24 protein-coding genes and 1 other RNA gene are annotated in these 24,220 nt (G+C 67.0%); 6 read left to right on the forward strand and 19 right to left on the reverse strand.

Annotated features, from left to right (window positions below; all coding sequences use genetic code 11):
• Window positions 1–28: 28 nt before the first annotated feature.
• The 18 genes from murB to ACZLZY_RS06010 all read right to left on the reverse strand — a co-directional run bounded on the left by murB (window position 29) and on the right by ACZLZY_RS06010 (window position 18,095).
• Window positions 29–1,015: a UDP-N-acetylmuramate dehydrogenase gene (gene murB / locus ACZLZY_RS05925; RefSeq protein ID WP_472932653.1), complete on the reverse strand. Its 987-nt coding sequence runs from the start codon at window positions 1,013–1,015 to the stop codon at window positions 29–31.
• Window positions 1,015–2,430, reverse strand: coding sequence for a UDP-N-acetylmuramate--L-alanine ligase (gene murC, locus ACZLZY_RS05930; RefSeq protein WP_472932654.1), 1,416 nt, complete (start codon window positions 2,428–2,430; stop codon window positions 1,015–1,017). Before murC ends, murB begins: the two co-directional genes overlap by 1 nt.
• 37 nt (window positions 2,431–2,467) lie before the next feature.
• Window positions 2,468–3,565, reverse strand: coding sequence for an undecaprenyldiphospho-muramoylpentapeptide beta-N-acetylglucosaminyltransferase (murG, locus tag ACZLZY_RS05935; protein WP_472932656.1), 1,098 nt, complete (start codon window positions 3,563–3,565; stop codon window positions 2,468–2,470).
• Window positions 3,566–3,674: 109 nt separating this feature from the next.
• A complete protein-coding gene (locus tag ACZLZY_RS05940) occupies window positions 3,675–3,821 on the reverse strand; it encodes a hypothetical protein (protein WP_472932658.1) in 147 nt (48 codons plus the stop codon).
• Window positions 3,818–4,054, reverse strand: coding sequence for a hypothetical protein (locus tag ACZLZY_RS05945; RefSeq protein WP_472932660.1), 237 nt, complete (start codon window positions 4,052–4,054; stop codon window positions 3,818–3,820). Before ACZLZY_RS05945 ends, ACZLZY_RS05940 begins: the two co-directional genes overlap by 4 nt.
• A 22-nt stretch (window positions 4,055–4,076) precedes the next feature.
• Window positions 4,077–5,231: a putative lipid II flippase FtsW gene (ftsW, locus tag ACZLZY_RS05950; protein WP_472932662.1), complete on the reverse strand. Its 1,155-nt coding sequence runs from the start codon at window positions 5,229–5,231 to the stop codon at window positions 4,077–4,079.
• Between the two features lie 2 nt (window positions 5,232–5,233).
• A complete protein-coding gene (murD, locus tag ACZLZY_RS05955; protein WP_472932664.1) occupies window positions 5,234–6,628 on the reverse strand; it encodes a UDP-N-acetylmuramoyl-L-alanine--D-glutamate ligase in 1,395 nt (464 codons plus the stop codon).
• A 10-nt stretch (window positions 6,629–6,638) separates the two neighbouring features.
• On the reverse strand, window positions 6,639–7,721 hold the full coding sequence (gene mraY, locus ACZLZY_RS05960; RefSeq protein ID WP_472932666.1) for a phospho-N-acetylmuramoyl-pentapeptide-transferase: 1,083 nt from the start codon (window positions 7,719–7,721) through the stop codon (window positions 6,639–6,641).
• Window positions 7,722–7,724: 3 nt separating this feature from the next.
• Window positions 7,725–9,191 carry a UDP-N-acetylmuramoylalanyl-D-glutamyl-2,6-diaminopimelate--D-alanyl-D-alanine ligase gene (locus tag ACZLZY_RS05965; protein ID WP_472932668.1) on the reverse strand — a complete coding sequence of 489 codons (1,467 nt, stop codon included), beginning with the start codon at window positions 9,189–9,191 and terminating at the stop codon, window positions 7,725–7,727.
• A complete protein-coding gene (locus ACZLZY_RS05970; protein ID WP_472932670.1) occupies window positions 9,188–10,633 on the reverse strand; it encodes a UDP-N-acetylmuramoyl-L-alanyl-D-glutamate--2,6-diaminopimelate ligase in 1,446 nt (481 codons plus the stop codon). The genes ACZLZY_RS05965 and ACZLZY_RS05970 overlap by 4 nt, the downstream gene beginning before the upstream one ends.
• A 179-nt stretch (window positions 10,634–10,812) precedes the next feature.
• On the reverse strand, window positions 10,813–12,546 hold the full coding sequence (locus ACZLZY_RS05975; RefSeq protein WP_472932671.1) for a peptidoglycan D,D-transpeptidase FtsI family protein: 1,734 nt from the start codon (window positions 12,544–12,546) through the stop codon (window positions 10,813–10,815).
• Entirely contained in the window at window positions 12,546–12,902 is a 357-nt protein-coding gene (gene ftsL / locus ACZLZY_RS05980; RefSeq protein ID WP_472932672.1) for a cell division protein FtsL, read from the reverse strand. Before ftsL ends, ACZLZY_RS05975 begins: the two co-directional genes overlap by 1 nt.
• A 3-nt stretch (window positions 12,903–12,905) precedes the next feature.
• Window positions 12,906–13,943: a 16S rRNA (cytosine(1402)-N(4))-methyltransferase RsmH gene (gene rsmH, locus ACZLZY_RS05985; protein WP_472932673.1), complete on the reverse strand. Its 1,038-nt coding sequence runs from the start codon at window positions 13,941–13,943 to the stop codon at window positions 12,906–12,908.
• A complete protein-coding gene (gene mraZ, locus ACZLZY_RS05990) occupies window positions 13,940–14,395 on the reverse strand; it encodes a division/cell wall cluster transcriptional repressor MraZ (RefSeq protein ID WP_472932674.1) in 456 nt (151 codons plus the stop codon). The genes rsmH and mraZ overlap by 4 nt, the downstream gene beginning before the upstream one ends.
• A 556-nt stretch (window positions 14,396–14,951) precedes the next feature.
• Window positions 14,952–15,397: RNase P RNA component class A (gene rnpB, locus ACZLZY_RS05995), an RNA gene on the reverse strand.
• Between the two features lie 128 nt (window positions 15,398–15,525).
• Window positions 15,526–16,752 (reverse strand): lytic murein transglycosylase, encoded by a 1,227-nt coding sequence (locus ACZLZY_RS06000; protein WP_472932675.1) that lies wholly within the window; start codon window positions 16,750–16,752, stop codon window positions 15,526–15,528.
• A gap of 91 nt (window positions 16,753–16,843) precedes the next feature.
• Window positions 16,844–17,650, reverse strand: a complete 807-nt coding sequence (locus ACZLZY_RS06005; protein ID WP_472932677.1) for a glycoside hydrolase family 25 protein — start codon at window positions 17,648–17,650, stop codon at window positions 16,844–16,846.
• Between the two features lie 226 nt (window positions 17,651–17,876).
• Window positions 17,877–18,095 (reverse strand): hypothetical protein, encoded by a 219-nt coding sequence (locus tag ACZLZY_RS06010; protein WP_472932679.1) that lies wholly within the window; start codon window positions 18,093–18,095, stop codon window positions 17,877–17,879.
• 198 nt (window positions 18,096–18,293) lie between these two features.
• Between ACZLZY_RS06010 and ACZLZY_RS06015 the strand changes: the two genes are divergently transcribed.
• The 4 genes from ACZLZY_RS06015 (at window position 18,294) to ACZLZY_RS06030 (ending at window position 21,621) form a co-directional block, all read left to right on the forward strand.
• Window positions 18,294–19,277, forward strand: coding sequence for an aldo/keto reductase (locus ACZLZY_RS06015; RefSeq protein ID WP_472932680.1), 984 nt, complete (start codon window positions 18,294–18,296; stop codon window positions 19,275–19,277).
• Window positions 19,278–19,593: 316 nt separating this feature from the next.
• Window positions 19,594–20,307 carry a TerB family tellurite resistance protein gene (locus tag ACZLZY_RS06020; protein WP_472932681.1) on the forward strand — a complete coding sequence of 238 codons (714 nt, stop codon included), beginning with the start codon at window positions 19,594–19,596 and terminating at the stop codon, window positions 20,305–20,307.
• A 16-nt stretch (window positions 20,308–20,323) separates the two neighbouring features.
• The gene (locus tag ACZLZY_RS06025; protein WP_472932682.1) at window positions 20,324–21,088 is read left to right on the forward strand and encodes an N-acetylmuramoyl-L-alanine amidase; all 765 of its coding nucleotides are present in this window, start codon (window positions 20,324–20,326) and stop codon (window positions 21,086–21,088) included.
• A 104-nt stretch (window positions 21,089–21,192) separates the two neighbouring features.
• Complete coding sequence (locus ACZLZY_RS06030; RefSeq protein ID WP_472932683.1) at window positions 21,193–21,621, forward strand: DUF2141 domain-containing protein; 429 nt, start codon at window positions 21,193–21,195, stop codon at window positions 21,619–21,621.
• Between the two features lie 190 nt (window positions 21,622–21,811).
• Here ACZLZY_RS06030 and ACZLZY_RS06035 read toward each other — a convergent pair whose 3' ends face one another.
• Complete coding sequence (locus ACZLZY_RS06035) at window positions 21,812–23,272, reverse strand: cation:proton antiporter domain-containing protein (RefSeq protein ID WP_472932684.1); 1,461 nt, start codon at window positions 23,270–23,272, stop codon at window positions 21,812–21,814.
• A gap of 250 nt (window positions 23,273–23,522) precedes the next feature.
• On the opposite strand from ACZLZY_RS06035, the gene ACZLZY_RS06040 reads away from it, so the two are divergent.
• Window positions 23,523–23,951 carry a DUF4112 domain-containing protein gene (locus ACZLZY_RS06040; RefSeq protein WP_472932685.1) on the forward strand — a complete coding sequence of 143 codons (429 nt, stop codon included), beginning with the start codon at window positions 23,523–23,525 and terminating at the stop codon, window positions 23,949–23,951.
• Between the two features lie 105 nt (window positions 23,952–24,056).
• Window positions 24,057–24,179, forward strand: coding sequence for a BrnT family toxin (locus ACZLZY_RS06045; RefSeq protein WP_472932686.1), 123 nt, complete (start codon window positions 24,057–24,059; stop codon window positions 24,177–24,179).
• Window positions 24,180–24,220: the final 41 nt, after the last annotated feature.

The raw sequence follows: 24,220 nt of genomic DNA on the forward strand, positions 1-24,220 counted from the left end.
GGACGGCGACCTTGCGGTCTGCTACGCCTCAGGCGCCTGCCGCGAACGGCGTCACGGCCTGCCCGTCGAGGAAACGGCCGAGCCGCTTGATCTCCCAGTGCAGCTCGATGCCGGAGGCGGCGAGCACCCTCGCCCGTACCGTCTCGCCCAGGAGTTCCAGGTCGTGGCCTGTCGCGGTGCCGGTGTTGATCATGAAGTTGCAGTGGAGTTTGGACATCTCGGCGCCGCCGATGGCGAGCCCACGGCAGCCGGCGCGGTCGATCTCCTTCCACGCGGACGTGCCTTCCGGATTGCGGAAGGTCGAGCCGCCGGTCTTCTCGCGTACCGGCTGGACGGTCTCGCGGTGATGCTGCACCTCGTCCATCCGCGCCCGGATCACATCTCGTTCGGCCGGCTCGCCGTCGAGGAGGACAGAGGTGAAGATCAGGTCGTCCGCCGCGCCGGAATGACGGTAGGCATAGCCCATATCGGCATTGGACAGGACGTGCACCTGCCCCTGCCGGTCGACGGCGCGCACCTCGCGGACCCGCTCGCGGGTCTCGGTGCCGTTGGCGCCGGCGTTCATCCGCAGCGCGCCGCCGATCGAGCCGGGAATGCCGTGGTAGAAGTGGAAGCCGCCGATGCCGGCCTCGAGCGCCACCGCCGCGACCCGCTTGTCGGAGGCTGCGGCCCCGGCGCGGATGGTGGTGGCGTCGATCGCCTCGGCGGTGCCGAAACCTTTCGCGGACAGGCGGATCACCACGCCCTCGATGCCGCCGTCGCGCACCAGGAGGTTGGAGCCGATGCCAACGGGCGTCACCGGGACGTCTGCGGGAAGCGCGGCGAGGAAGGCTGCGAGATCTTCCTCGTCGGCGGGCTGGAACATCAGTTCCGCCGGTCCGCCGGCGCGGAACCACGTGACCTTATCCATGCCGGCATTCGGCGTCAGCCGCCCGCGGATATTGGCTACGCTGTCGCCGAGGCGCGCGAGCAAGGCTGCGCCATCGATCGGGCGCCCGGCAGCCGTCGCGGGCATCAGCCGCGCTTCGCCGCGAGGGCCGTCAGTTCCTTCGGCAAGGCGTAGGCCCATTGCGTGATCGAGCCGGCGCCGAGAAAGACGACCATGTCGCCTGGCTGCGCCAGCTGGTCGATCAGCGGTGCGAGTTCCTCCGGGCCGTCGACCAGCCGCGCATCGCGGTGGCCGCCGAGCTTCATGCGCTCGACCAGCATTTCCGAGTTCACGAACTCGATCGGCTCCTCGCCTGCGGCATAGACCGGGGCGTGGATGACGGTGTCGGCATCGTTGAAGCAAGCGGCGAAGTCGGCGAAGAGGCTCTGCAGCCGGCTGAAGCGGTGCGGCTGCACCACGGCGATCACCCGGCCCTTGGCCGAAGAGCGCGCGGCGGCGAGCACGGCGCGGATTTCGACGGGATGGTGGCCGTAGTCGTCGTAGATCTCGACGCCGTTCACCGTCCCGGTATGGGTAAAACGCCGCTTGACGCCGCCGAAGGCACCGAGGCCAGTCTTGATCGCCTCGGCCGAAATGCCGATGCGCGAGGCGACGGCGATCGCCGCGGTGGCGTTGGAGACGTTGTGGCGGCCGGGCATCGGCAGCACGACATCGCGGATCTCCGACGTCGTGCCGGTGACGCGGTCGCGCAGGGTGACGTCAAATACAGAGCGCGGTCCGTCAACGCGCAGGTTCGAGAAGCGGACGTCGGATTGCGGGTTCTCGCCATAGGTGATGACGCGGCGGTCCTCGATCTCGCCGATCAGCGTCTGCACCTCGGGATGGTCGAGGCACATCACCGCAAAGCCGTAGAACGGCACGTTCTCGACGAAGGCCTTGAACGCCTCCTTCACCTTGTCGAAGCTGCCGTAGTGGTCGAGGTGCTCGGGATCGATGTTGGTGACGATCACGACGTCGGCCGGCAGGCGCAGGAAGGTGCCGTCGGACTCGTCGGCCTCGACCACCATCCAGTCGCCGCCGCCCATGCGGGCATTGGTGCCATAGGCGTTGATGATGCCGCCATTGACGACCGTCGGGTCGAGCCCGCCGGCGTCGAGGAGCGTCGCCACCATCGAGGTCGTCGTGGTCTTGCCGTGCGTGCCGCCGATGGCGATCGCCTGGCGGAAGCGCATCAGCTCGGCCAGCATCTCGGCCCGGCGCACGATCGGCAGCAAGCGCTCGCGGGCCGCTGCGAGTTCCGGGTTGGCGCGGCGGATGGCGGTCGACACGACCACCACCTCGGCAAGGCCGAGATTGTCGGCGTGGTGGCCGATGTGGACGGTTACGCCCTTCTCGCGCAGCCGCTGGACGTTGGCGTTTTCGCTCTGGTCGGAGCCTTGCACGGTGTAGCCGAGCGTCACCAGCACCTCGGCAATGCCCGACATGCCGATGCCGCCAATGCCGATGAAGTGCACCGGGCCGATATTGGGCGGCATCTTCATGGGGTGGTCTCCGTGCAATTCTTCAAAGGACTGGTTTTCAGGCAGCTGAGGTGGGGCGGGACATAGACTCAACGAGATCGGCTAGCAACCGTGCGGCATCGGGAATCCCGGTCGCGCGCGCTGCCGCCGCCATGCCCACAGCCCGCGCCGCATCGGTGGCGAGCCCCTCGATCAGGCCCGCCAGGCGCTCGGGCGACAGCTCCGCCTGCTTGACGACGATCGCCCCACCGGCCGCTTCGATGCGCGCCGCATTCGCCGCCTGATCGTGGTCGAGCGCGTAAGGGTAGGGCACCAGGATCGCCGGCCGTCCGATCACCGCGATCTCCGATACGGTCGAGGCGCCAGAACGGCTGACGACGAGGTGCGCGCGGCCGATGCGCTTGGCCATGTCGGTGAAGAAGGGCGAGACGTCGGCCTCGACGCCGGCGGCGGCATAGAAGGCGCGCACGCGTTCCTCCTGCTCGGGCCGCGCCTGCTGCGTCACGTGCAGGCGGCGGCGCACGGCCTCGGACAACAGCGGGATCGTCTCCGGCATCACGTCGGAAAAGAACTGCGCGCCCTGGCTGCCGCCGAAGACGACGAGGCGGAAACGGTCGTCCGGACCGCTCGGCTTGTAGGCGAAGCCGGCCGATTCGAGCACCGCGGGCCTTACCGGGTTGCCAGTAACGGTGATTTTGGCGGAAAATGGCGAGCCGTCCTGCGGGATGCCGGCGGCGATGCGCGTGACGCGCGGCGCCAGGAACTTGTTGGCGCGGCCCATCACGGCGTTCTGCTCGTGCACCAGCGTCGGGCGCCCTGCCCGCACCGCCGCCATCATCGGCGGGATCGTCGGATAGCCGCCGAAGCCGACGACCACCGACGGGCGGATGTCGCGGATCACCTTGCCGGCGGTGCGGAAGCCCCGCCAGAGTTTCGACAGCGAGGCCAGCACCTTCACCGGGTTCTTCGAGCCGAAAGTGGCGGAGGGCACGACGTGGATCGTCTTCACCGGAAACCGCTCGGCGTATTTTCCCGCCCGCTCGTCGGTCGCCAGGTGCACCTCGAAGCCGCGCGCAACGAGTTCATGCGCCAGCGCCTCGGCAGGGAACAGATGACCGCCGGTACCGCCGGCGGAGAGGAGGATGGGTCCGTTCATGGCGCCGCTCCGTGATTGTTGCGCATCACCAGACGACGCGTCAGCGGGTCGGCATGGATGTCTTTATCGCTGAAAAATCGGGAAGCGACCCGTTGGCCTGCAAGCCTTTTCAGCGAAGCGGATGCTTTGATGATCCAGACTTTGCGTCAATGCGTGCGAGGTCGCGGTCCTGTTGCCAAAGGACGAAGTGCGCGATGATCACCGAACCGATCGGCAGGGCCAGCGCAGCCAGTGCGTACAAAATGAAATCGTTCATCTGTCCAGCCCTCCCAAAACCTTCGTCGCTATCCAGTGAATATAGGGGCTGGCAACAAAGCTGAACAGGAAAAGTGAAACCGCGATCAGGAGTTCCAAAGGACTTCGGGCATTGAAGGCTATCGTGGTCGGCAGGGAAAGGCCGCCCACGAGGATAAGGCCGATGGCCAAACCATTGAGATAGGTCGCCCTCAGCTTGATCCGTTCGCGCTGGCCCTCGCTGAGGTCGGGCATGGCCACCTACCCCGCCCTTCCATCAGATACCGTGCAGCGCCATGGTTCGATCCATCAGCCGGTCGGTCTGCGAGCTGTTCTCCGGCTTGCGACGGGTCAGCGCCAGGATGAAGCCGGCGGCGATCGCCACCGCCATCATCGACGAGCCGCCATAGGAGATGAACGGCAAGGTCATGCCCTTGGCGGGCATCAACTGCAGGTTCACCGCCATGTTGATGATCGACTGCAGGCCGAACAGGAAGACGAGGCCGGAGATCGCGAGCCTGGCGAAGACGTCGCGCTGGGCAAAGGCGACGGACAGGCCGCGGATGACGATGAAGCAGAAGATCGAGGCGAGCAGCATGCAGGTGATGATGCCGAACTCCTCGGCGATCACCGAGAAGGCGAAGTCGGTATGGCTGTCCGGCAGCATGCGCTTCACGGTGCCCTCGCCCGGACCCTGGCCGAGCCAGCCGCCGCGCATGATGGCCTCGCGCGCCGTGTCGATCTGGAAGGTGTCGCCCTCGCCGGTGAGGAAGCGGTCGATGCGGCTCGCGACGTGCGGAAAGAACGAGTAGGCGGCGACGAAGCCGCCGGCGGCAATGCCGCCAAGCCCGGCGATCCAGAACCAGGGCATGCCGGCCATGAAGAACAGGCCGCCCCAGGCGCCGGCGGTGAGGATGGTCTGGCCAAGATCGGGCTGGGCCACCAGCAGCGCGCAGACGATGAAGAGGAGGATGATGGCGAAGAGGTTGCCTGGAATGTCCGGCCGGCGCGCCTTCTCGGCGAACAGCCAGGCGCAGATCACGACGAAGGCCGGCTTCATGAACTCGGACGGCTGGATGCTGAGCGGGCCGAGCTCGACCCAGCGCCGTGCGCCCTTCACCTCGACGCCGAAGAACAGCGCGAAGATCATCAGGACAATCGCGCCGCCGAGGATCAGCAGCGACGCCCGGCGAATGCCGCGCAGCGACAGCATCGACGTCAGGATCATCACCGCGATCGACGGGAGCAGGAACACCGCATGCCGCTTGACGAAGTGGAACGGCTCGAGACCGATCTTCTCGGCCACCGGCGGGCTCGCGGCGAACGACAGGACGAGCCCGCCGATCATCAGCACCAGGAAGGCGGCGAGGAACCAGCGGTCGACGCTCCACCACCAGTCGGTCAGTGTTCCCCTCTTGGCACGGGCGTTCATGGTCATCCCTTCCGGAAGAGTTGGATACCGTCGAGGCGCCCCACGGCCTCGCGGAAACTATCGCCCCGCACCTCGAAATTGCGAAACTGGTCGAAGCTGGCGCAGGCGGGTGACAGAAGCACCACCTCCGGCCCGCCTGTCTCGGCAGCATCCCGGGCAGCGTGCGCAACGGCATTCTCGAGAGTAGCCGATATTTCGTAAGGAATTCGTTCACCAAGAGTCGCCGCGAAGGCAGGTGCGGCCTCGCCGATCAGATAAGCTTTAGTGATGCGCGGGAAGAACGGCGCCAGTGACGCGATCCCACCCTCCTTCGGCAAGCCGCCGGCGATCCAGTGGATGCGCGGGAAGGCCGCCAGCGCTGGCGCGGCCGCCTCGGCATTGGTCGCTTTCGAGTCGTTGACGAACAGCACTTGGCCGACCGTGCCGATCTCCTCCATGCGGTGCGCAAGGCCCGGAAAACTCTTCAGCCCCGCGCCGATCTCGGCGGACGACAGCCCGCTGGCGGTCAGCGCCGCGACGGCGGCGGCGGCGTTCTGGCCGTTGTGGCGTCCGCGCAGCGAGCCGATGCCGGCGAGGTCGTAACGGGCGATGACCTCGTTCTGCCGTCGGTGGACAATCGCGGTGCCGTCGAAGAACACGCCGGTGGAGAGTTCGGTCGCCTGCGAGATCCGCACGACCGTCCGCCCGGCCGCCTCGAGCTCGTCGGCAATCCGGCGAGAAATGGCATCATCGACGCCGACGACACAGACGCCGGCCTGCTGCAGCAGCCGCGCCTTCACCGCGGCGTAGTGCTGCAGCGTGCCGTGCCGGTCGAGATGATCCGGCGTGACGTTCAGGAGCAGCGCCACCGAGGGCGCGACGGTCGGCGCGAGGTCGATCTGGTAGGACGAGCACTCGACGACGTAGAAGCGGTCCGGCGCGGGCGGATCGAGCGTCAGCACGGCGACACCGATATTGCCGCCGAGCTGGGTGTCGCGGCCGGCGTGGCGCAGGCAATGGGCGATCAGCGCGGTGGTCGTCGACTTGCCGTTGGTGCCGGTGATCGCAACGAACGGCGCCGTCGGCGCATGTGCCGCACGCTCGCGGCTGAACAGCTCGATATCGCCGATCACCTCGGCCCCGGCGGCGCGCGCGAGGTCGACCGTCCAGTGGGGCTTGGGGTGCGTCAGCGGCACGCCGGGCGAAAGGATGAGCGCGGAGAAGCCGGACCAGTCGGCGGTCCGCAGGTCGGTGCAGGTGATGCCGGCGGCCTCGGCGGACGCGACGCTCGCCGGGTTGTCGTCGTGCGCGGCGACGTCGGCCCCGCCGGCGATCAGCGCCAGCGCCGTCGCCTTGCCGGAGCCGCCGAGGCCAAAGAGCGCGACCCGCCGGCCGCTGAAGGAAGTGACCGGGATCATCGCGCCGCCCTCACCGCAGCTTGAGGGTCGACAGGCCGACGAAGGCCAGCATGAAGGCGATGATCCAGAACCGCACCACAACCTGGCTCTCGGTCCAGCCGAGCTTCTCGAAATGGTGGTGGATCGGGGCCATCAGGAACACGCGCTTGCCCGTCAGCTTGAACGAGGCGACCTGGATGATGACGCTCATCGCCTCGATCACGAACAGGCCGCCGATGATCGCCAGCACCAGCTCGTGCTTGGTGGCGACGGCGATGGTGCCGACCATGCCGCCCAGCGCCAGCGACCCGGTGTCGCCCATGAAGATCGCCGCCGGCGGGGCATTGAACCAGAGGAAGCCGAGGCCCGCGCCGATCACCGCGCCACAGACGACGGCGAGTTCGCCGGTGCCGAAGACGTAGTGGATCTGCAGGTAGTTGGAGAAGTTCACGTTGCCGGCGAGATAGGCGATGAGGCCGAAAGCCGCGCAGGCGATCATGATCGGGACGATGGCAAGGCCGTCGAGGCCGTCGGTGAGGTTCACCGCATTGCCCGCGCCGACGATGACGAAGGCGGCGAAGACGACGTAGAACCAGCCGAGGTCGATCAGCAGCGATTTCACGAAGGGAAAGGCGAGCGAGGAGGCGAAGCTGCCGGTGCCGGCATAGACGATCAGCGTGCAGGCGATGCCGGCGATCAGGAATTCCAGCGCCAGACGGGCCTTGCCGGAGAAGCCCTTGTGCGACTGCTTCGTCACCTTGAGATAATCGTCGTAGAAACCGATTCCGCCGAAGCCGACGGTGACGAGCAGCACGGTCCAGACGTAGATGTTGGTGAGGTCGGCCCAGAGCAGCGTCGAGGAGATGATGCCGGTGAGGATCATCAGCCCGCCCATGGTGGGCGTGCCGGCCTTCTTGAAATGCGTCTGCGGGCCGTCGGCACGGATCGGCTGGCCCTTGCCCTGGCGGATGCGCAGGTTCGCGATGATCGCCGGGCCGAACAGGAAGACCACGATGAACGAGGTGATCATCGCGCTGCCGGTGCGGAAGGTGATGTAGCGGAAGACGTTGAAGGCGGCGATGTCTTCGGAGAAGTGACCGAGATATTCGAGCATCGATCAGCTCTCCTGATGCGGCGCGGCGTCCGGGGCGCGGTCAGGCGCGGCCGGTGCCGGAGAAAAAGTCGCGATCAGGGTCTCCACCAGTTTGGATAGTCCGATGCCGTTCGACGCCTTGACCATGATCACGTCGCCGGCGCGACCGTCCTTCACGAGGCTTGCGCGAAGCTCGTCTCGCGTTTCATGCCATTCGCAAGGGAGCGTGCCGTCGAGTGCGTCGTCGAGCGCCTTCATCTCCTCGCCGAGCAGATAGACCTTCGCCGCCCCCGCGCCGATCAGCGCATCGGCAAGTTCCGCATGCAGAGCCTGCGACTGCTCGCCGAGCTCCAGCATGTCGCCGAGGACGGCGATGCGGCGTCCCTCGCCGCTCGGCACGCTCGAGGCCAGGACGTCGATTGCCGCGCGCATCGAAACTGGATTGGCGTTGTAGCTCTCGTCGACGAGGGTCAGCGTGCCGCCGCCCGGAAGCGCCAGCACGTGACGCTCGCCGCGACCCTTGCCGGTGCGCCAGGAGGAGAGCGCCGTCGCGGTGACGGTGAGATCGGCACCGGCGAGCTTGGCGGCGCCAAGGACGGTCAGCAGGTTGTCGGCGATGTGCCGGCCGGCCGCAGCCAGCGCGATGTCCACGCTGTCGCCGTCGATCACCGCCCGCAGCCGCGCACCCTCGGCCGTCGGCGAATAGGCGGCGAGCCGGTAGTCAGCCGAGGCTGCCTCGCCGAACGTCTTGATCTCGGTCACCCCGGCGGCCCGCGCCATGTCGGCAAGCGCCGGGCCGAAGGGGTCGTCGGCATTGACGATGGCCGTGCCGCCCGGCTCCAGCCCCTCGAAGATCTCGCCCTTGGCGACGGCGATCTCCCCGAGGTCCTTGAAGAAGCCGAGATGGGCCGGCGCGATCAGCGTAACGATCGCCGCATGCGGCCGCACGAGCTTGACCAGCGGGCGGATCTCGCCGGGATGGTTCATGCCGATCTCGAACACGCCGAAACGCGTGTTGCGCGGCATGCGCGCCAAGCTCAGCGGCACGCCCCAGTGGTTGTTGAACGAGGCGGCGGAAGCGTGGACCGGCCCGGAGGCGCCCAGCGCATGGCGCAGCGCATCCTTGGTGGTGGTCTTTCCGACGCTGCCGGTGACCGCGATGATCCGCGCCTTCGAGCGGGCGCGCGAGGCTGCCGCGAGCCGTCCCAGCGAGGCCAGCACGTCCTCGACGACGATCAGCTGCGCCTGCACCCGGCCGAGCGCCGGCAGCTTGCTCTTGGCGACGACCATCACGCCGGCGCCGCCAGCGGCAGCGGCCGTCAGAAAGGCGTGGCCGTCGAACTTGTCACCCTTGATGGCGAAATAGGCCTCGCCCGGCTGCAGCGTGCGCGTGTCGATCGACAGGCCGGTGACACCTGCCGGCATGGTGCCGATCGGACGGCCACCCAAGGCCTCAATCAGCGCATCGGTTTCCCAGAGCCAGTCGGTCATCGGGTCGCCTCCGCAATGGCGGTTCGCACTTCGTCGTGGTCGCTGAACGGATGGACGGTCGCGCCAACGGTCTGGCCTTGCTCATGGCCCTTGCCGGCGACGACGACGGTGTCGCCTTCCCGGGCTTCGGCTATGGCGGTGCGGATCGCCAGCCGGCGGTCGCCGATCTCGCGCGCGCCGGTGGCCGCCTCCATGATCGCCGCGCGGATAGAGCCCGGCTCTTCGGACCGCGGATTGTCGTCGGTGACGATGACGATGTCGGCAAGGCGCGCGGCGATCTCGCCCATGATCGGGCGCTTGCCGCGATCGCGGTCGCCGCCGCAGCCGAAGACGACGATGATGCGGCCGGTGGTGAAGGGCCGCACCGCAGACAGCACGTTCTCCATCGCCTCCGGCTTGTGCGCGTAGTCGACGAAGACCGGGGCGCCCAGCGCCGTCGTGCCCGCAAGCTCCAGCCGGCCGGGCGCGCCCTTCAAATCCTCCAGCGCTTCCAGCGCGACGCGCGGCTCGACGCCGGTGGCGATCGCAAGGCCGGCAGCGACGAGTGCGTTGGCCATCTGGAACTCGCCGGCGAGCGGCAGCACGATGCGGTGGATCCGTCCCTCGGCCTCGATCTCGGCGATCTGGCGGTGCCGCTCGTGCTCCAGACGCTTCAGCGTCAGGAACGTGCCCTTGCGACCGACGGTCAGGACGTCGGCGCCCGAATGCAGCGCGGTCGCCAGCGCCCGGTCGGACCACTCGTCGTCGGCGTAGATCACCGCCGGCGCGCCCTTCGGCAGCAGCGTATCGAACAGCCGCATCTTGGCGGCGAAATAGTCCTCGACGGTCGGGTGGTAGTCGAGATGGTCGCGGCCAAGATTGATGAATCCGGCGGCCGCCAGCGTCACGCCGTCAAGCCGGCGCTGGTCGAGGCCATGGCTCGACGCTTCCATCGAGACGTGCGTGACGCCCTCGGCGGCGAGTTCCGCCAGCAGCCGGACGAGTTCCACCGGGTCCGGCGTCGTCAGCGAGCCGTATTCGTCGCGCGTCGGGGATACGACGCCAGTGGTGCCGATCGACGCGGCGGCCTGACCGGCGGCCGCCCAGATCTGACGGGTGAAGGCCGCGATCGACGTCTTGCCCGACGTGCCGGTGACGGCGACGATGGTGTCCGGCTGGCGGCCGGCGAGACGCGTGGCCATCAGTGCCAGCACCCGCCGCGGATCGGCGACCCGCAGCACCGGCAGCGTCGTCTCGATCACGTCGTTCTCGCCCGCCAGCACCGCCACCGCCCCGTTCGCCTCGGCGTCGGAGACGAAGCGTGCGCCGTCAGCCTTGCTGCCCGACAGCGCGGCGAACAACGTTCCCGGCCGGACCGTCCGCGAGTCGGCGGAGATCGCGGTGATCTCTGCGTCCCCTGCGCCGCCCGCGGCAAGGCCGTCTGCAAGATCGGAAATTTTCATTCACCATAACCCGTCTGTTACGAGAAAGCCGGCAGTCACCCGCCGGCTGTCAGAACTGCGTCGCCCGTTCTAGCCCCAAAAGCCGCGGTCCGAAAATCGGAAACGATTCGCTGAAAGCCCTTCAAGAAATATCAGAGACTTACGTCGAACTCGCCGCGGCCGTCCGGCCGAACCATGCTTCAATAGGAGACGAGCAAGGATTTTCCGTGGTCGCCGAAATCCGGTTTGACCTTGAGGAGCGCGGCCGAGCGGCGGATGATCGCGCCGGCCGTCGGCGCGGCGTTGGAGGCCGCGGTCGCGCCCTGGCCGGAGCCAGGAACCGGCTGCGGCTCGTCGATGACGACCAGCGTCACATAGCGCGGCGCGTCTATCGGGAAGGCCGCGAGATAGGCGTTGAACCGCTTGTTGCCGACATAGCGGCCGTTGACGACCTTCTCGGCCGTGCCGGTCTTGCCGCCAACGCGGTAGCCCGGCACCAGCGCCTGCCGGCCGGAGCCATGCTCGCCGTTCAGTTCGTAGATGTAGCGCATCTCGTCGCTGGTCTTCTTCGAGATCACCTGGACGGCCAGCTTCTTGGCCTCTTCCGGTGTGCGCGGGAGGAAGGTCGGCGGGATGAGATAGCCGCCGTTCATCAGCGCTGCGGCCGCGACCGCGGTCTGCAGCGGCGTCGTCGAGACGCCGTGACCGTAGGAGATCGTCATCGAGTTGATCTTCTTCCAGGTCTTCGGCTGGGTCGGCTGGGCGACCTCCGGCAGCTCGGTCTGCAGCCGCGAGAGAAGACCGAGCTTCGTCAGGAAGGCCTTGTGACCCTCCACCCCGACAATGTCGGCCTCGCGCGCAGACCCGACATTCGACGAGTACTGGAAGATCTCGGGCACGCTCAGCGGCCGGTGCTTGCTGTGGAATTCCTTGATCGTGAAGCCGGAGACGCGGAACGGCTCGGTCGAGAACACGTCGGTCATCTTCACGAGGCCCGAATCCAACGCCATCGCCGTGGTGAAGCTCTTGAAGGTCGAGCCCATCTCAAAGGTGCCCGCCGACATGCGGTTGAGGTTTTCTTTCTTCAGCGCGTCGCCGGCCGAGTTCGGGTCGTAGTCCGGCATCGAGGCCATAGCCATGATCTCGCCGGTGCTGACGTCGATGATCACGCCGGCCGCGGCGATCGCCTTGTAGCGCACGATGGCGGCCGCCAGCTCGTCGCGCATGACGTGCTGAACGCGCAGATCGATCGACAGCTTCACTGGCTCCAGATTGCCGCCGGCAAGGCCGAGGTTCTGGATGTCGCGATAGCCTTGATCGTCGACGTACTTCTCCATGCCGGCAATGCCCTGATTGTCGACATTGACGAGGCCGACGACATGCGAGGCCGTGTTGCCGCCGGGGTAGAAGCGCCGCTTCTCGGTGCGAAAGCCGATGCCGGGAATGCCAAGGGCGAAGATGTCCTGCTGCTGGCGCGGCGTCAGCTCGCGCTTCAGCCAGACGAAGCCGGCATCGCTCGCAAGGCGCGTGTGCAAGGATTTGGCGTTGAGCTCCGGCAAAACCGTCAGCAGGCGCTCGGTCGCCTCGTCGGCGTCGACGATGCGGCGCGGCTCGGCGAACAGCGAGGCGGTCTTGATGTCGGTCGCCAGCACTTCGCCATTGCGGTCGACGAGGTCGGGCCGCGCGGCGACGATCTGGCCCTGAGGGCTGTAGGCCCCGCCGCCGTTCGGCGAAACGCCCCACATCACCAGCCGGCCGCCGATCACCGCGTAAACGCAGCAAAACAAGCCGGTGGCGATGATGAAACGCTGGCGGTTCTTCGGCGGCGCCAGCGGCTTACGACGTGCCGAAAGCCGCGGCGAGGCAATGTTCGCCGGCGCCTCGGCGCGGCGAAGCGGATTGCGCAGCGCAGGGAATTTCGGCAGCCGCAACATTATCTGACCTTGGTTTCGGCGTTGTCGGCATAACCGCCGAGGACGTCGTTGCCGGTCGGCACGAGGTTGATCGGCTGGGCCGGCAGCTCGTCCGGCTCGATGATCTGCTCTGGCTTCAGCGGCTCGAGCGCCAGATCGGCCTTGAAGGCTTCGGCCAGGCGCTGCAGACGGTCGGGCTGGTTCAGAAGGCTCCAGTCGGCCTCGAGCAGCGAGATCGTCTCGCGCTCCAGGCTGGCCTTGCGCTCGGTGACCTGGATCTGGTCGTCGATCAGCTCGGCCTCGTACTTGATCTTGAAGGTCCAGGCCGCCGCGGAAATCATCACCGCGATCAGAACGATATCGATCGTCTTCAGCATGACTTAGGCTCCAGACTGGGGAAGGTCGGCAAGCGACGGGAGATCGATGAAGGCGGTGGCGTCGGCGCCGGTCCGCGGCGGAGCATCGGTGCGAATGCCGGAGCGCAGCTTGGCGGAGCGGGCACGCGGGTTCTCGGCAAGCTCTGCGTCGCTGCCGGCGACGGGCTTGTTGCGGGCCTCGAAGGTCAGCGGCTTCGGCGCCATGTCGGGCAGATGCCGCGAGCCGCTGTCCTGCTCGGCGCGGTCACGCAGGAAGCGCTTGACGATCCGGTCCTCGAGCGAATGGAAGGTCACCACCACCAGCCGGCCGCCGGGCTTCAGCACCCGCTCGGCGGCGACCAACGCGCGCGTCAGCTCGCCGAGCTCGTCATTGACGTAGATGCGCAGCGCCTGGAAGGTGCGGGTAGCGGGGTCGATGCGGTCCTTGGGGGCGCGGCCGATCGTCTTCAGGATCAGCTGCGCCAGTTCCAGCGTGCGCTCGAACGGCTTCTCCGCGCGGCGCGCCTCGATCGCCCGGGCGATGCGGCCGGCCTGGCGCTCCTCGCCGAGGAAGTTGAAGATGCGGGCGAGATCGCCGGCCTTCAGCGTGTTGACGACGTCGGCGGCGGACGGGCCGGAGCGGCTCATGCGCATGTCGAGCGGGCCATCCTTCTGGAACGAAAAGCCGCGCTCGGCCTCGTCGATCTGCATGGAGGAGACGCCGATGTCGAGGACGATGCCGTCGACGAGACCGCCCGCCGCCGCGTGCGAAATCGCCTCGAGATCGCCAAAGCGCCCCTCTGCAGGCACCAGTTTCGGACCGAGAAGCGCGGCCATGGCGCGCGCCTTGGCGATGGCGGTCGGATCGCGATCGATCGCCACCACCGAGGCGCCCTCCCCGAGGATCGCCGCGGTATAGCCGCCGGCGCCGAACGTGCCGTCGACGATCCAGTCGCCCGGCGCCGGCGCCAGCGCGGTCAGCACCTCGCGCAACAGCACAGGGATATGGCGCGCCGGTGCGCCGTCGGTCACGGCGGCGTCGGCCGAAAGGTCGGACGTCACGACGGCGCGCTCCCGGAGCCGGCCGCGCGCATCGCCAGGAGCCGCGCACGGGCCTCGGCCCGGTGCGCCTCGAAGCGCTGCGGCTCCCACAGCTGGAAGAAGGTGTTGCGGCCGACGAAGGTCACCTTGTCGGTAATGCCGGTGTGCGAGCGGATGAAGTCGTTCACGGTGATCCGCCCCTCCTGGTCGAATTTCAGGAAGGCGCCATCCCCGTAGGTGAAGAGCGACATGTCCGCATAGGCTTCCGAAAACGGGTCCTCGACCGCCATCCGGTCCTCGTAGCGCTGCAGGAGGTCCATGCCGCCGACATCGATCGCCGGCGTGCCCAGCGACTGCATGCCGTAGAGCTCCTGGAAGCCGCGTTGCGCGAGCACCTGCCGGAAGGCTGCGGGAATCGACACGCGCCCCTTGGCGTCGATGTTGTTCACCGCGTTCGAGAGGAACCGATCCATCAGGCCGGGTGCCTGTCGCAGCGACCGATGTCCATGTCATGTCGGCCCCCGCCAAGCCGGCATGACGCCGGCAATGAAGTCGCGCGACGCGTCCCGGTTTGAAGCGGAATGCGCCTGCTCCGATCCCTTCGGAGTTGCGTGAATCTGTCTGGATTTCCTGCCGAAACAGGCCTTGTTTTGATGGGTCGAGGGATAACATGGGGCCTATTGGGCGTCAATGGGATCAGCCCACACCAAGGGGGTCTCTGGAGTCCCTTTGGTGATACTCCGTTAGTGTTAACACCCTCCTAATGCAGGGGTTTTCGCCGGACGCCGAAGCGCTGGTGCGGTGCAACAGAAAATCATCAGCCGGGCGTGACACAATGCCGGCAAAGCAACCGTGCCTGACCGAAAATAGCCAGTCTTCCGAAAGAGTTGAGAACACGAGACCGCCTTAATTAGGCGCCGTTATTTTCTCGCAATAGTTGCAATCTGAAAAATTTTGGCGCTCTCCCATGGCACCCCGAAGGGCGGCACGAGCGCCGTGCCCCGGGGGCCCTGCAAGCGGGAAATTGAAGATGCCAGTCGGCCTGTAAGCCGGGTTCTGTCGGCAGCGAACTGCCGGGCGACCATTCCTCTGGGACGGCGCTTGCGCGCCGCCTCGAGCAACCCACCCGGACGACCGGCCCGGAGAAAGGCTGGCGGTTTCCCGCCACGTCGTCCCTATTCGGTCTTGCTCCCGGTGGGGTTTGCCCTGCCGCCGCTGTTGCCAGAAGCGCGGTGGGCTCTTACCCCACCGTTTCACCCTTACCCCGCCAGCGCTTCGGCCCGCCGCCCATGTCCGCCCATGCGGTCATCGACGGGCTCTGGGCCGAACCGCAGGCGGGGCGGTTTATTTTCTGTGGCACTTTCCCTGGGGTCGCCCCCGCCGGACGTTATCCGGCACCGTTTCTCCGTGGAGCCCGGACTTTCCTCCCCCGTCGTCTTTCGACATATGACGGCAGCGGTCGCCCAGCCGACTGGCGCGCGATACCTGTGCGCCAGGGGCCGGCATGTCAAGCAGGGATCGGGACGGCCCACAGCCGCGGACCATTCCCCCCGCCCGCGGGAGAAAGCCGATCCACCGTGCCGGATGGGGCCTCAGCCGAGGATCACTCCGCCGCGAGAAGCTCTGCTGTCGGCCAGCCGTCGGCCGGCATGCCGAGCCGGATCTGCTCGCGCCGCACCGCATCGCGCGTATTGCCGCCGAGGATGCCGTCGATCTTGCCGACGTCGTAGCCACGACCGGCGAGCTTGGTCTGCAGCGCCTTCATGTCCTCGACCGAGAGTCCCGGCTGCGGCGTGCCCATATCGATCGGCGGTGCGCCGGCAAGGCGGGTCGAGAAGTAGCCGGCGGTCAGCGAGTAGACCAACGAGTTGTTCCAGGCGAGGTAGACGTCGAAGTTCGGGAAGGCGAGGAAAGCCGGCCCGCCGCGGCCCATCGGCAGCACCAGCGAAGCCGGCAGCGCGTCGGACTCGAGCGCACCGCCATCCGCCTTGGTGACGCCAAGCGCGGCGAATTCGCTGCGCGGCTCCTTATTGACCAGCGCCGCTCGCTCCCAAGGGAAGTTCTCCGGCACCTTTACCGCCTCGAGCCAGGGCTCGCCGGCGCGCCAGCCGAGCGACTGCATGAACTTCGCCGTCGTCGCCAACACGTCCGGCGCATCGGTCAGGAGGTTGATGCTGCCATTGCCATCGGCGTCGGTGCCAAACTTCAGATACTCCTCCGGCAGGATCTGGGTCTGGCCGAGCTCGCCCGCCCAGGCGCCCTTCATCTCCTCGGGCGCGAGATAGCCGGCATCCACCACCTTCATCGCGGCGAGCAAATGCGGCCGGAAAAGCTGCGGCCGGCGGCAGTCGTGCGCCAGCGTCGCGAGCGCCGAGAGCGTGTTGAAGTCGCCGAGGACCGCGCCGTAGTCGGTCTCGAGACCCCAGAAGGCGGCGATCGCCGGGCCCGGCACCCCGGTCTCCTGCTCGATGTCGGCGAAGGTCGAGGCGTATTTCGCAAGGTTCGCCTTGCCGAGCTTCAGCCGCGAGCCGTTGACCATGCGCGTCGCGAACTGCTGCCAGGTCTGGCTGAACACCCCTTGCGCGCCGTCGCGCGCCAGCACTTTCGGGTCCGGGCTGGTGCCGATGCGGGCCATCGACCGGTCGATCGCGCTGGCCGAGATGCCGGCCGCCGACGCTTCGGCGCGGACGCCGGCGAGAAAGCTGTCAAAGCTGCCACCACACTGCGCGTCGGCCTGGCCGGCGGCCGTCGGCGACGGCGCAGCCTGGGCGGCGGCAAGCGAGGAACTCGCCAGGAGGGCGGCAAGGGCGAAAGCAAGGCGGCGGGGCATCGGTCAGCAGTCCTTCGGGGATCGGGTGGTTGGTCGACCCTATCTGCCACATCATGGCGGATTGAAGAAATGCGCCCGAAAGAGGCCCGCCCTAGCCGGCCCGGTGCCGCTTCAGCCAGAGCGCCCAGTCGGCGCGGGTGCCCGAGAAGGCGTTGCGGTCGACCTCGCCGGTGATGCCGGGAACCGTTCCGGTGGCGGTGTACTGCCAGAACCGGAAGGCGCGGTTGGTGTAGACGTTGTCCGGATGATCCTTCACCGCCCGGAGCCAGAAATCATAGCGCGGGAAGGCGCCGACCAGCCGGTCGCGGTGCACGTCGATCGGCGCGTAGATGACCGGCCGCACGCCGTAGTGCTTCTCGACGGCGTCGAGGAAGTCCTGCATCTCCTTCATCAAGTCCTCGCGCGGCGGGCGCTTGGTGCAGGTCGGCGAGTCCGGCGTCCACTCGACGTCGAGCACCGGCGGCAGCGCTTCCGGGTCCCGCGGCACGTTGGCGATGAACCAGCGCGCCTGCTCGGCGCCGCTGCGGCAATGGTAGAAGAAGTGGTAGGCGCCGCGCGGCATGCCGGCGGCCTTGGCGGCGCGCCAGTTCTCGGCGAAGCGCTGGTCGACGCGGTCGCCGCCCTCCGTCGCCTTCAGCCAGGCGAAGGACACGCCGCCCTTGCGGGCCGTCTCCCAGTCGATATCGCCTTGGTACTTGGAGACGTCGATGCCGTGGATCGGATACTGATGCGCCTTCTCGACGGCCATTCCGCTCAGCCCGAGTTCACGCGTATCCAGCGTCGCAGACGTGCATCCGGCAACCAGTGCGGCCGCCATCGCGAGCGGAATCGCCGGCCGGCCATAGCGGCGGGCGGATCGGAGCAAGGCCTGCGCTGCGTTGAAAGCACGCTGCTGCATTTTTTTCATCCGGATAGGCCCGCCTTATCGACTTGATTAACAATGGTTCATTCGGCGCTGGAAGCCCGAATCCCTGGCCTGTAAGGCCTTCTCGGGTCCAGACGCTCTCGTATTATCGGGAGAACGCTCTATTTTGTGGCAGACGTTGCCTCACCGGCATGCGCCTTCGGTCTGGTGTGACACCGCGACATGTGGCGTGATCACATGGGATTGAACGGAAGCGGGCCTATCGCATTGATGGTCCGTGTAACTCGAACAGATGGATGTTTGTTATGAAGAAGATTTCCCTCGCCCTTTGCGCCGCCGCTCTTTTCACCCTGACCGCCTGCTCGGGTTCGGACGACAAGGCCACCACCACGACCACCACGACCCCGGCACCGGCCACGACCGACACCATGGCGCCTTCGACCACCACCACCACGCCGCCCGCGAGCTCGACCACCACGACCGCTCCGGCGAACTAATACTGCCAAGCTGGTCCGAAACTCGGGCTCTTGGCTGACCGGGCTGAAATGCCATGGTCGTGACGACCTTGCCTCACGGCAAGGTCGTTTTCGTTTGTGGTAAGACAATCTTGCCGTGCGGCGCGAAAGCCTCAGCCAGTGCGCGTGCGGAAAACTGAAATGCCAGGAAAGGATCTGCCGTGGACTATGTGAAGCTTGGAAACACCGGCGTCGACGTCTCCCGTCTCTGCCTCGGCTGCATGAGCTTCGGCGATCCGGCCTGGACCGTGCATCCCTGGGTGCTCGACCGCGCAGCCTCCCTGCCGTTCTTCGAGCGGGCGGTGGACGCCGGAATCAACTTCTTCGACACCGCCGACATGTACTCCAACGGCGTCAGCGAGCAGATCACCGGCGAGGCCGTCGCCCGGCTGATGCCGCGGCGCGAGGCTGTCATCGCGACCAAGCTCGGCCTGCCGATGGGCAAGGGGCCGAACTCGCGCGGCCTGTCGCGCAAGCGCATCGTCGATTGCGTCGAGGACTCGCTGGAGCGGCTCGGCACCGATTACATCGACATCCTCTACATCCACCGGCTCGACCATGAGACGCCGATGGAAGAGATCGCCGAGGGCCTCGCCCATGTCGTCGGGCAAGGCCTGGTGCGCTATCTCGGCGCGTCGTCGATGTATGCCTGGCAGTTTGCCAAGCTGCGGGAAATGCAGCGCGCCATCGGCTGCCCGCCCTTCGCCGTGATGCAGAACTTCTATAACCTGCTCTACCGCGAGGAAGAGCGGGAGATGATCCCCTACTGCGAGAGCGAAGGCGTCGCACTGGTGCCGTGGTCGCCGCTCGCCCGGGGTTTTCTCGCCGGCAACACGCCGAAAGACGGTGATGCGACACGCCGCGGCGGCAGCGATCCCCGCTCGCAGGAATATTTTGGCAGCGAGGCGGACTATGCCATCACCGCCCTTGTCGCGGAAATTGCCGCTGAGCGTGGCGTCAAGCCGGCGCAGATCGCCCTCGCCTGGGTGCTCGCGCAGTCCGCCGTCACCGCGCCGATCATCGGCGCGACCAAGATGCAGCATCTCGACGACGCCATCGCTGCGACCGACATCACGCTTTCTCCCGCCGAGATCGAACGCCTCGAGGCGCCCTATCTGCCGCGGACGGTGATGGGACACAGCTAGTTTTCGGGGCACGCGGCTGTCGGCAAGAGGCCAAGGCTTAACGGGAAGCTCGCCTCCGGTTGATCCCGTGCGGCTGCCTAGGACTTTTTGTCCAGGCAGCTGCCGCAACGGTCGCGCTATTTCGGGGGTTGATCGCAGGACGCGTTGACGCCACCACCCGGAGAGGATGCCCACTTTGCCAACCGCGACCGGATACGGCATCTTTGGCATTGCAAAAAATGCGGTCTGGGGCCATTCGGGTTTGGCGAAAGGCGCATCCATGACGATCGGCGCCACACCACAGCGGCGGGACAGATCGTCCCGCGAAAGCGGAGCCATGCAGATTCTGTCGAGCCTTGGTGTGCTGCTGCGGGCCCTTCCCGCACAGGGCATGCAGACGCTGGAAGCGCTGTTCGAAACCATCCGCTCGCTGTTCGGCGCCGACAAGCAGATGCGGCGCGAGGTGGCGTTCTCGGTGGCCATGATCGCGCTGTCGGCAAAGATGGCCAAGGCCGACGGTGTCGTCAGCCAGGCCGAGATCGCCGCCTTCCAGCAGATCTTCTCGATCCCGCCGGAAGAGATGCGCAACGTCTTCCGCCTCTACGATCTCGCCAAGCAGGATACCGCAGGCTTCGAGGCCTACGCCACGCGGATGACCGTGCTCTGCGGCGATGGCGGACAATGCGAGGTGCTGTCCGACATTCTCGACGGCCTCTTCCATATCGCCAAGGCGGACGGCGTCATCCATGGCCGCGAACTGGATTTCCTGGCGCGGATCGCCGAGATCTTCGGCCTGACGGAAGACGAGTTCGCGGTGATCCGCTACCGCCATGTCGCCACCGGCGACGACGGTCCCTACGCCGTTCTCGGGATCTCGCCGAACGAGTCCCCCAGCGCGATCCGCAGCCGCTATCTCGATCTCGTCAAGGAAAACCACCCCGACCGTCTTGCCGCCCGCGGTGTGCCGGACGAGTTCATGGCCATCGGCCTCGAGCGCATGAAGGCAATCAACGCCGCCTATGCCAGCGTCTCGCGGCTTCGCACAGCGTGATGGATATCCACCGTTGATGACCCCCGACAGCCCGCTGGTCGGCGAGGTCCTGCCCTCGCCCAACATCAATGCCCGCCGCGACGTCGCCGGTCCCGACATGCTGCTGCTGCACTATACCGGCATGGCCGACGGCGAGGCCGCCGCCCGCTGGCTCTGCATGGAGAGGAGCCAGGTCTCCTGCCACTACCTTGTGCACGAGGACGGGCGGATCGTGCAGATGGTGCGCGAGGTCGACCGCGCCTGGCACGCTGGCGCCGGCTCGTGGAAAGGCAAGGAGGACATCAACTCCCGCTCGATCGGCATCGAGATCGTCAATCCCGGTCACGAGCATGGCTATCGCGCGTTCCCCGACGTCCAGGTCGACGCCGTCATCGCGCTGTCGAAGGAGATCGTCGATCGCTGGTCGGTCCCGCCGGAACGCGTGCTGGGCCATGCCGACGTTGCCCCCGCCCGCAAGCAGGATCCGGGCGAGCTGTTTCCCTGGGCCCGGCTGGCGGCAGAGGGCGTCGGCCATTACGTCGCCCCCGCCCCGATCACCGGCGGTCGCTATTTCGGGCTCGGCGACGCCGGCGAGCCGGTCACGGCCTACCAGTCGCTGCTCGCCGCCTACGGCTATCCGGTCGATGCCACCGGCGCCTTCGACCTCGCTACACAGCTTGCCACCGTCGCCTTCCAGCGCCATTTCCGTCCCGCCAAGGTCGATGGCGTGGCCGACATGTCGACGATATCGACCTTGCACCGCCTGTTGACGACCCTCAGCGCCTCGCCTTTCGCGGCCTGACCCGCGCCGCTCGGCAAGGCGAGCGTTTGGGCGCCGGGGGATTGAATGCCGACCTGCCACCGCCTAACCCGCTTCCTTCTTCCTTGGTTTCAGGAGACCTGACGATGCGCATGACCCACCTCGCGGCGTTCTGCCTTGCCGCCTCCGCCACCACGGCGACGGCCGCCGACCTGACGCTCAAGATCGACGGCGCGCGCAACAGCAAGGGCGTTGTCGCCGTCTGCCTGTGGTCCGACGGCCAGCACTTCCCCGATTGCGGCAAGTCGCGCACCGCCGAGCGCCGTACGGTCGCGGCCGCAGCGCTTGGCAAGCCCATCGTGTTTAAAGGCCTCAAATCCGGCACCTTCGCCATCTCGGCGCTGCACGACGAGAACGACAACGGCAAGCTCGACACCAACCTCATCGGCATCCCGAAGGAAGGCATCGCCGTCTCCAACGATGCCATGCCGAAATTCTCGGCACCGCGCTTTGCCGATACGTCCTTCGATCTCCGCGCCAACGACAGCCGCCGGATCAGGATGGTCTACCGCTAAGCCCTTCGACCAAGGGTTTTGGAGCCGTCGAAACCGGACGGCACTTCCGGGAACGCAAAACGGCGACATCTGCGCCGCCGGCGGCCCTCATCCGCTTGGATAGGCTGGCCCTTCGGCGCCAGCACGCTCGATCTTTTGCAGCTGGAGCGTGTCGCTCTGACAGAATGTCTCCACCCCATTCGCGGATGCTTCAGGAGACGAGATCCGGGGCTTTCGTCGGCGTGCCCTGCGGGTGGGCGGCCTCTCCATCGGCTTCGGTGTGTGCGGGGTCTACATCCCGAGCGAGCACCGGAGTCGGATTTCCGAGGCCGACGCGCGCCCCGCCGCGGCGCCGGCGGCGGACTGCGCGCCGCATGGCCCGTGCGCTGAGACGCAGCCGGAACCAGACATCCTCCGCCGCGTGATAGCCGCGGCCGACATTGTCGCGCTGGTCGGCGTAGATTTCGGCGAGCGCCGCGCGGAACTCGGCGATGCCGAAACGTGCCTCGCCCTCGATCCGCCGCATGACGATCATCCAGGCCGGCGAGACCAGCAGCGTCACCGCCGTGACGGCGATGGCGAGGCGGTAGACGTCCGAACCGATCGCCCCCGAGGCGAAGGCGGCGGCGGCGATGATGAAGGAAAATTCGCCAATCTGCGCCATCGACAGGCCGGCCTCGACGGACACCCGGTGCGAGAGGCCGGCAAAGCGCATCAGGACGACGTTGAAGAGCGTCTTGGCGACGATCACGAACAGCGAGGCGATGAGGACGAGGCCCCAGTTCTCGGTGATGAAGGTGAGGTCGATCAGGAGGCCGATCGACAGGAAGAACACCACCAGCAGCACGCTCTGGATCGGTTGGATGACCGGGATCACGCGGCTGCGCAGCGTCGAGGCGCCGACGATCAGCCCGGCGATGAAGGCGCCGTAGGCCGGCGATAGCCCGGCAATGCCGGAGAGCGAAGCGGCGCCGAAGCAGAAGGCGATCGAGCCGAGCGCCAGGATCTCGACATTGTTCTCGACCGCCGGCGCGAACGTCCATCGCAGTTTCGGCCGCCGCCCGAGATACCAGAGGAGGCCCGCGAGCACCGCGACCGCGAGCGCGATTTTCACGAGGATGCCGAGCCAGGCGATCTCGCCCTCCCCGCCGAGTGCGGTGGCGAGGATCAGCATCGGCACCACGGCGATGTCCTGGGCGATCAGCACGCCGACGGTGATCCGTCCGACATCGGTTCGGAGTTCGCCGATGTCCTCCAGCATCTTCATCGCGACCACTGTCGAGGAGACCGCGATGATGAAGCCGAGGATGATCGCCTCCGCCACCGTCGCCGTGGATACCGCCTTCAGCCCGAAGGAAATCGCCATCGCCGCCAGCAGCTGCCCGAGCGCGATCTTCAGCGCCGGCTTCAGCGTCTGCACGAAGGCCTTGAGCGACAGCTCCATGCCGATGAAGAACAGCAGCATCAGGACGCCCATCTCGGCGAGCGCCGAGACGTTGGCGGTATCGCCGATGACGCCGAGGCCGGTCGGTCCGAGGACGACGCCGGCGAGGATGAAGCCGACCATGGGCGGCTGCCGCAGGCGCATCATCAGGAGGCCCGACGTCATCGCCATGACGATGACGAAGGCGATCTCGACGAGGCCCGTCGCGTGTCCACCCGCTTCCGGCAAATCATCATCCTCCGTCGGGCTTGGCTGCTCCGGCCCTTTGGACGGATGTTTGCGGCCGCTTCATGGTGCAGCGCGCAAAAAGCGCCGGGCAGCGACAAACCGGACGTCGCGCTCGCCCCTGCCGTATGCCGCCCTTTGCGAACCGAGGAACTAATCCCCATGTTTCGGCGTGTCGTGAGCGGAACTGGCTCCCGGCGCAGCCGTTGCCTCTCGCCGCGCCGGCTGCCGACGCTGATGGGAAAGACCAGATATGTCCGATGCCACCTATGACCGTCCCGGCGACTTCGCCGATGTCGAGCGCCTGCGCCGGCTGAAGCGGATCAGCCGGCTCGCCCGCCTGATGGACACCGCGATCGCCATTCCCGGCACGGGCATTCGCTTCGGCGCCGACAGCGTCATCGGCATCGTCCCCGGCATCGGCGACGCGGCCGGCGGCCTGATCGGCCTCTACATGGTCAACGAGGCCCGCAAGCTCGGCCTTCCCAAGCACAAGCTGATGAAGATGATCGGCAATATCGGCGTCGACTCGCTGGTGGGCGCCGTGCCGCTGTTCGGCGACATCTTCGATGTCTACTTCAAGTCCCACCGCCGCAATGCCAGGATGATCCTCGACCATTTCGACGCCTATCCGGTCGACCTCGACAGCGGCACCATGAAGGACATCACGCCGAAGCGGTGAGGCATGCGGGTAGGCATGACTTCGAACAGCGATTGATGCGGTGTCGGCAGCACGCTAGCCTGATGCATGCTGTTCGACTGGGGTGACGTGAAGGATGCCCAAAACGTGGCTGTTCGGGGAGTCTCCTTTGTCGAAGCCGCCGGGGTCTCCACCGATCCGAACCAGCTCGACTGGGTCGATCTTCGCCGGGACTACAACTGCCGGATGCTGCCGCCCTCGCCTTGGTGACGGTTTCCGACAGGGAGCCCGAGGCCTTCCGCCGTGCTCTG

The organism is Mesocryomonas lacus, from assembly GCF_055730135.2.

Excerpts from the sequence above, each read along its gene's own strand:
- ftsW (WP_472932662.1), bottom strand. The coding sequence starts at position 5,231 with ATGAACGCCCGTGCCAAGAGGGGAACACTGACCGACTGGTGGTGGAGC.
- ACZLZY_RS05945 (WP_472932660.1), bottom strand. The coding sequence starts at position 4,054 with ATGCCCGACCTCAGCGAGGGCCAGCGCGAACGGATCAAGCTGAGGGCG.
- murB (WP_472932653.1), bottom strand. The coding sequence starts at position 1,015 with ATGCCCGCGACGGCTGCCGGGCGCCCGATCGATGGCGCAGCCTTGCTC.
- ACZLZY_RS06025 (WP_472932682.1), top strand. The coding sequence starts at position 20,324 with ATGACCCCCGACAGCCCGCTGGTCGGCGAGGTCCTGCCCTCGCCCAAC.
- ftsL (WP_472932672.1), bottom strand. The coding sequence starts at position 12,902 with ATGCTGAAGACGATCGATATCGTTCTGATCGCGGTGATGATTTCCGCG.
- ACZLZY_RS06005 (WP_472932677.1), bottom strand. The coding sequence starts at position 17,650 with ATGCAGCAGCGTGCTTTCAACGCAGCGCAGGCCTTGCTCCGATCCGCC.
- ACZLZY_RS05975 (WP_472932671.1), bottom strand. The coding sequence starts at position 12,546 with ATGTTGCGGCTGCCGAAATTCCCTGCGCTGCGCAATCCGCTTCGCCGC.
- murC (WP_472932654.1), bottom strand. The coding sequence starts at position 2,430 with ATGAAGATGCCGCCCAATATCGGCCCGGTGCACTTCATCGGCATTGGC.
- murG (WP_472932656.1), bottom strand. The coding sequence starts at position 3,565 with ATGAACGGACCCATCCTCCTCTCCGCCGGCGGTACCGGCGGTCATCTG.
- mraY (WP_472932666.1), bottom strand. The coding sequence starts at position 7,721 with ATGCTCGAATATCTCGGTCACTTCTCCGAAGACATCGCCGCCTTCAAC.
- ACZLZY_RS06030 (WP_472932683.1), top strand. The coding sequence starts at position 21,193 with ATGCGCATGACCCACCTCGCGGCGTTCTGCCTTGCCGCCTCCGCCACC.
- ACZLZY_RS06000 (WP_472932675.1), bottom strand. The coding sequence starts at position 16,752 with ATGCCCCGCCGCCTTGCTTTCGCCCTTGCCGCCCTCCTGGCGAGTTCC.
- murD (WP_472932664.1), bottom strand. The coding sequence starts at position 6,628 with ATGATCCCGGTCACTTCCTTCAGCGGCCGGCGGGTCGCGCTCTTTGGC.
- ACZLZY_RS06040 (WP_472932685.1), top strand. The coding sequence starts at position 23,523 with ATGTCCGATGCCACCTATGACCGTCCCGGCGACTTCGCCGATGTCGAG.
- ACZLZY_RS05970 (WP_472932670.1), bottom strand. The coding sequence starts at position 10,633 with ATGAAAATTTCCGATCTTGCAGACGGCCTTGCCGCGGGCGGCGCAGGG.
- ACZLZY_RS05965 (WP_472932668.1), bottom strand. The coding sequence starts at position 9,191 with ATGACCGACTGGCTCTGGGAAACCGATGCGCTGATTGAGGCCTTGGGT.
- ACZLZY_RS06020 (WP_472932681.1), top strand. The coding sequence starts at position 19,594 with ATGCAGATTCTGTCGAGCCTTGGTGTGCTGCTGCGGGCCCTTCCCGCA.
- mraZ (WP_472932674.1), bottom strand. The coding sequence starts at position 14,395 with ATGGATCGGTTCCTCTCGAACGCGGTGAACAACATCGACGCCAAGGGG.
- ACZLZY_RS05940 (WP_472932658.1), bottom strand. The coding sequence starts at position 3,821 with ATGAACGATTTCATTTTGTACGCACTGGCTGCGCTGGCCCTGCCGATC.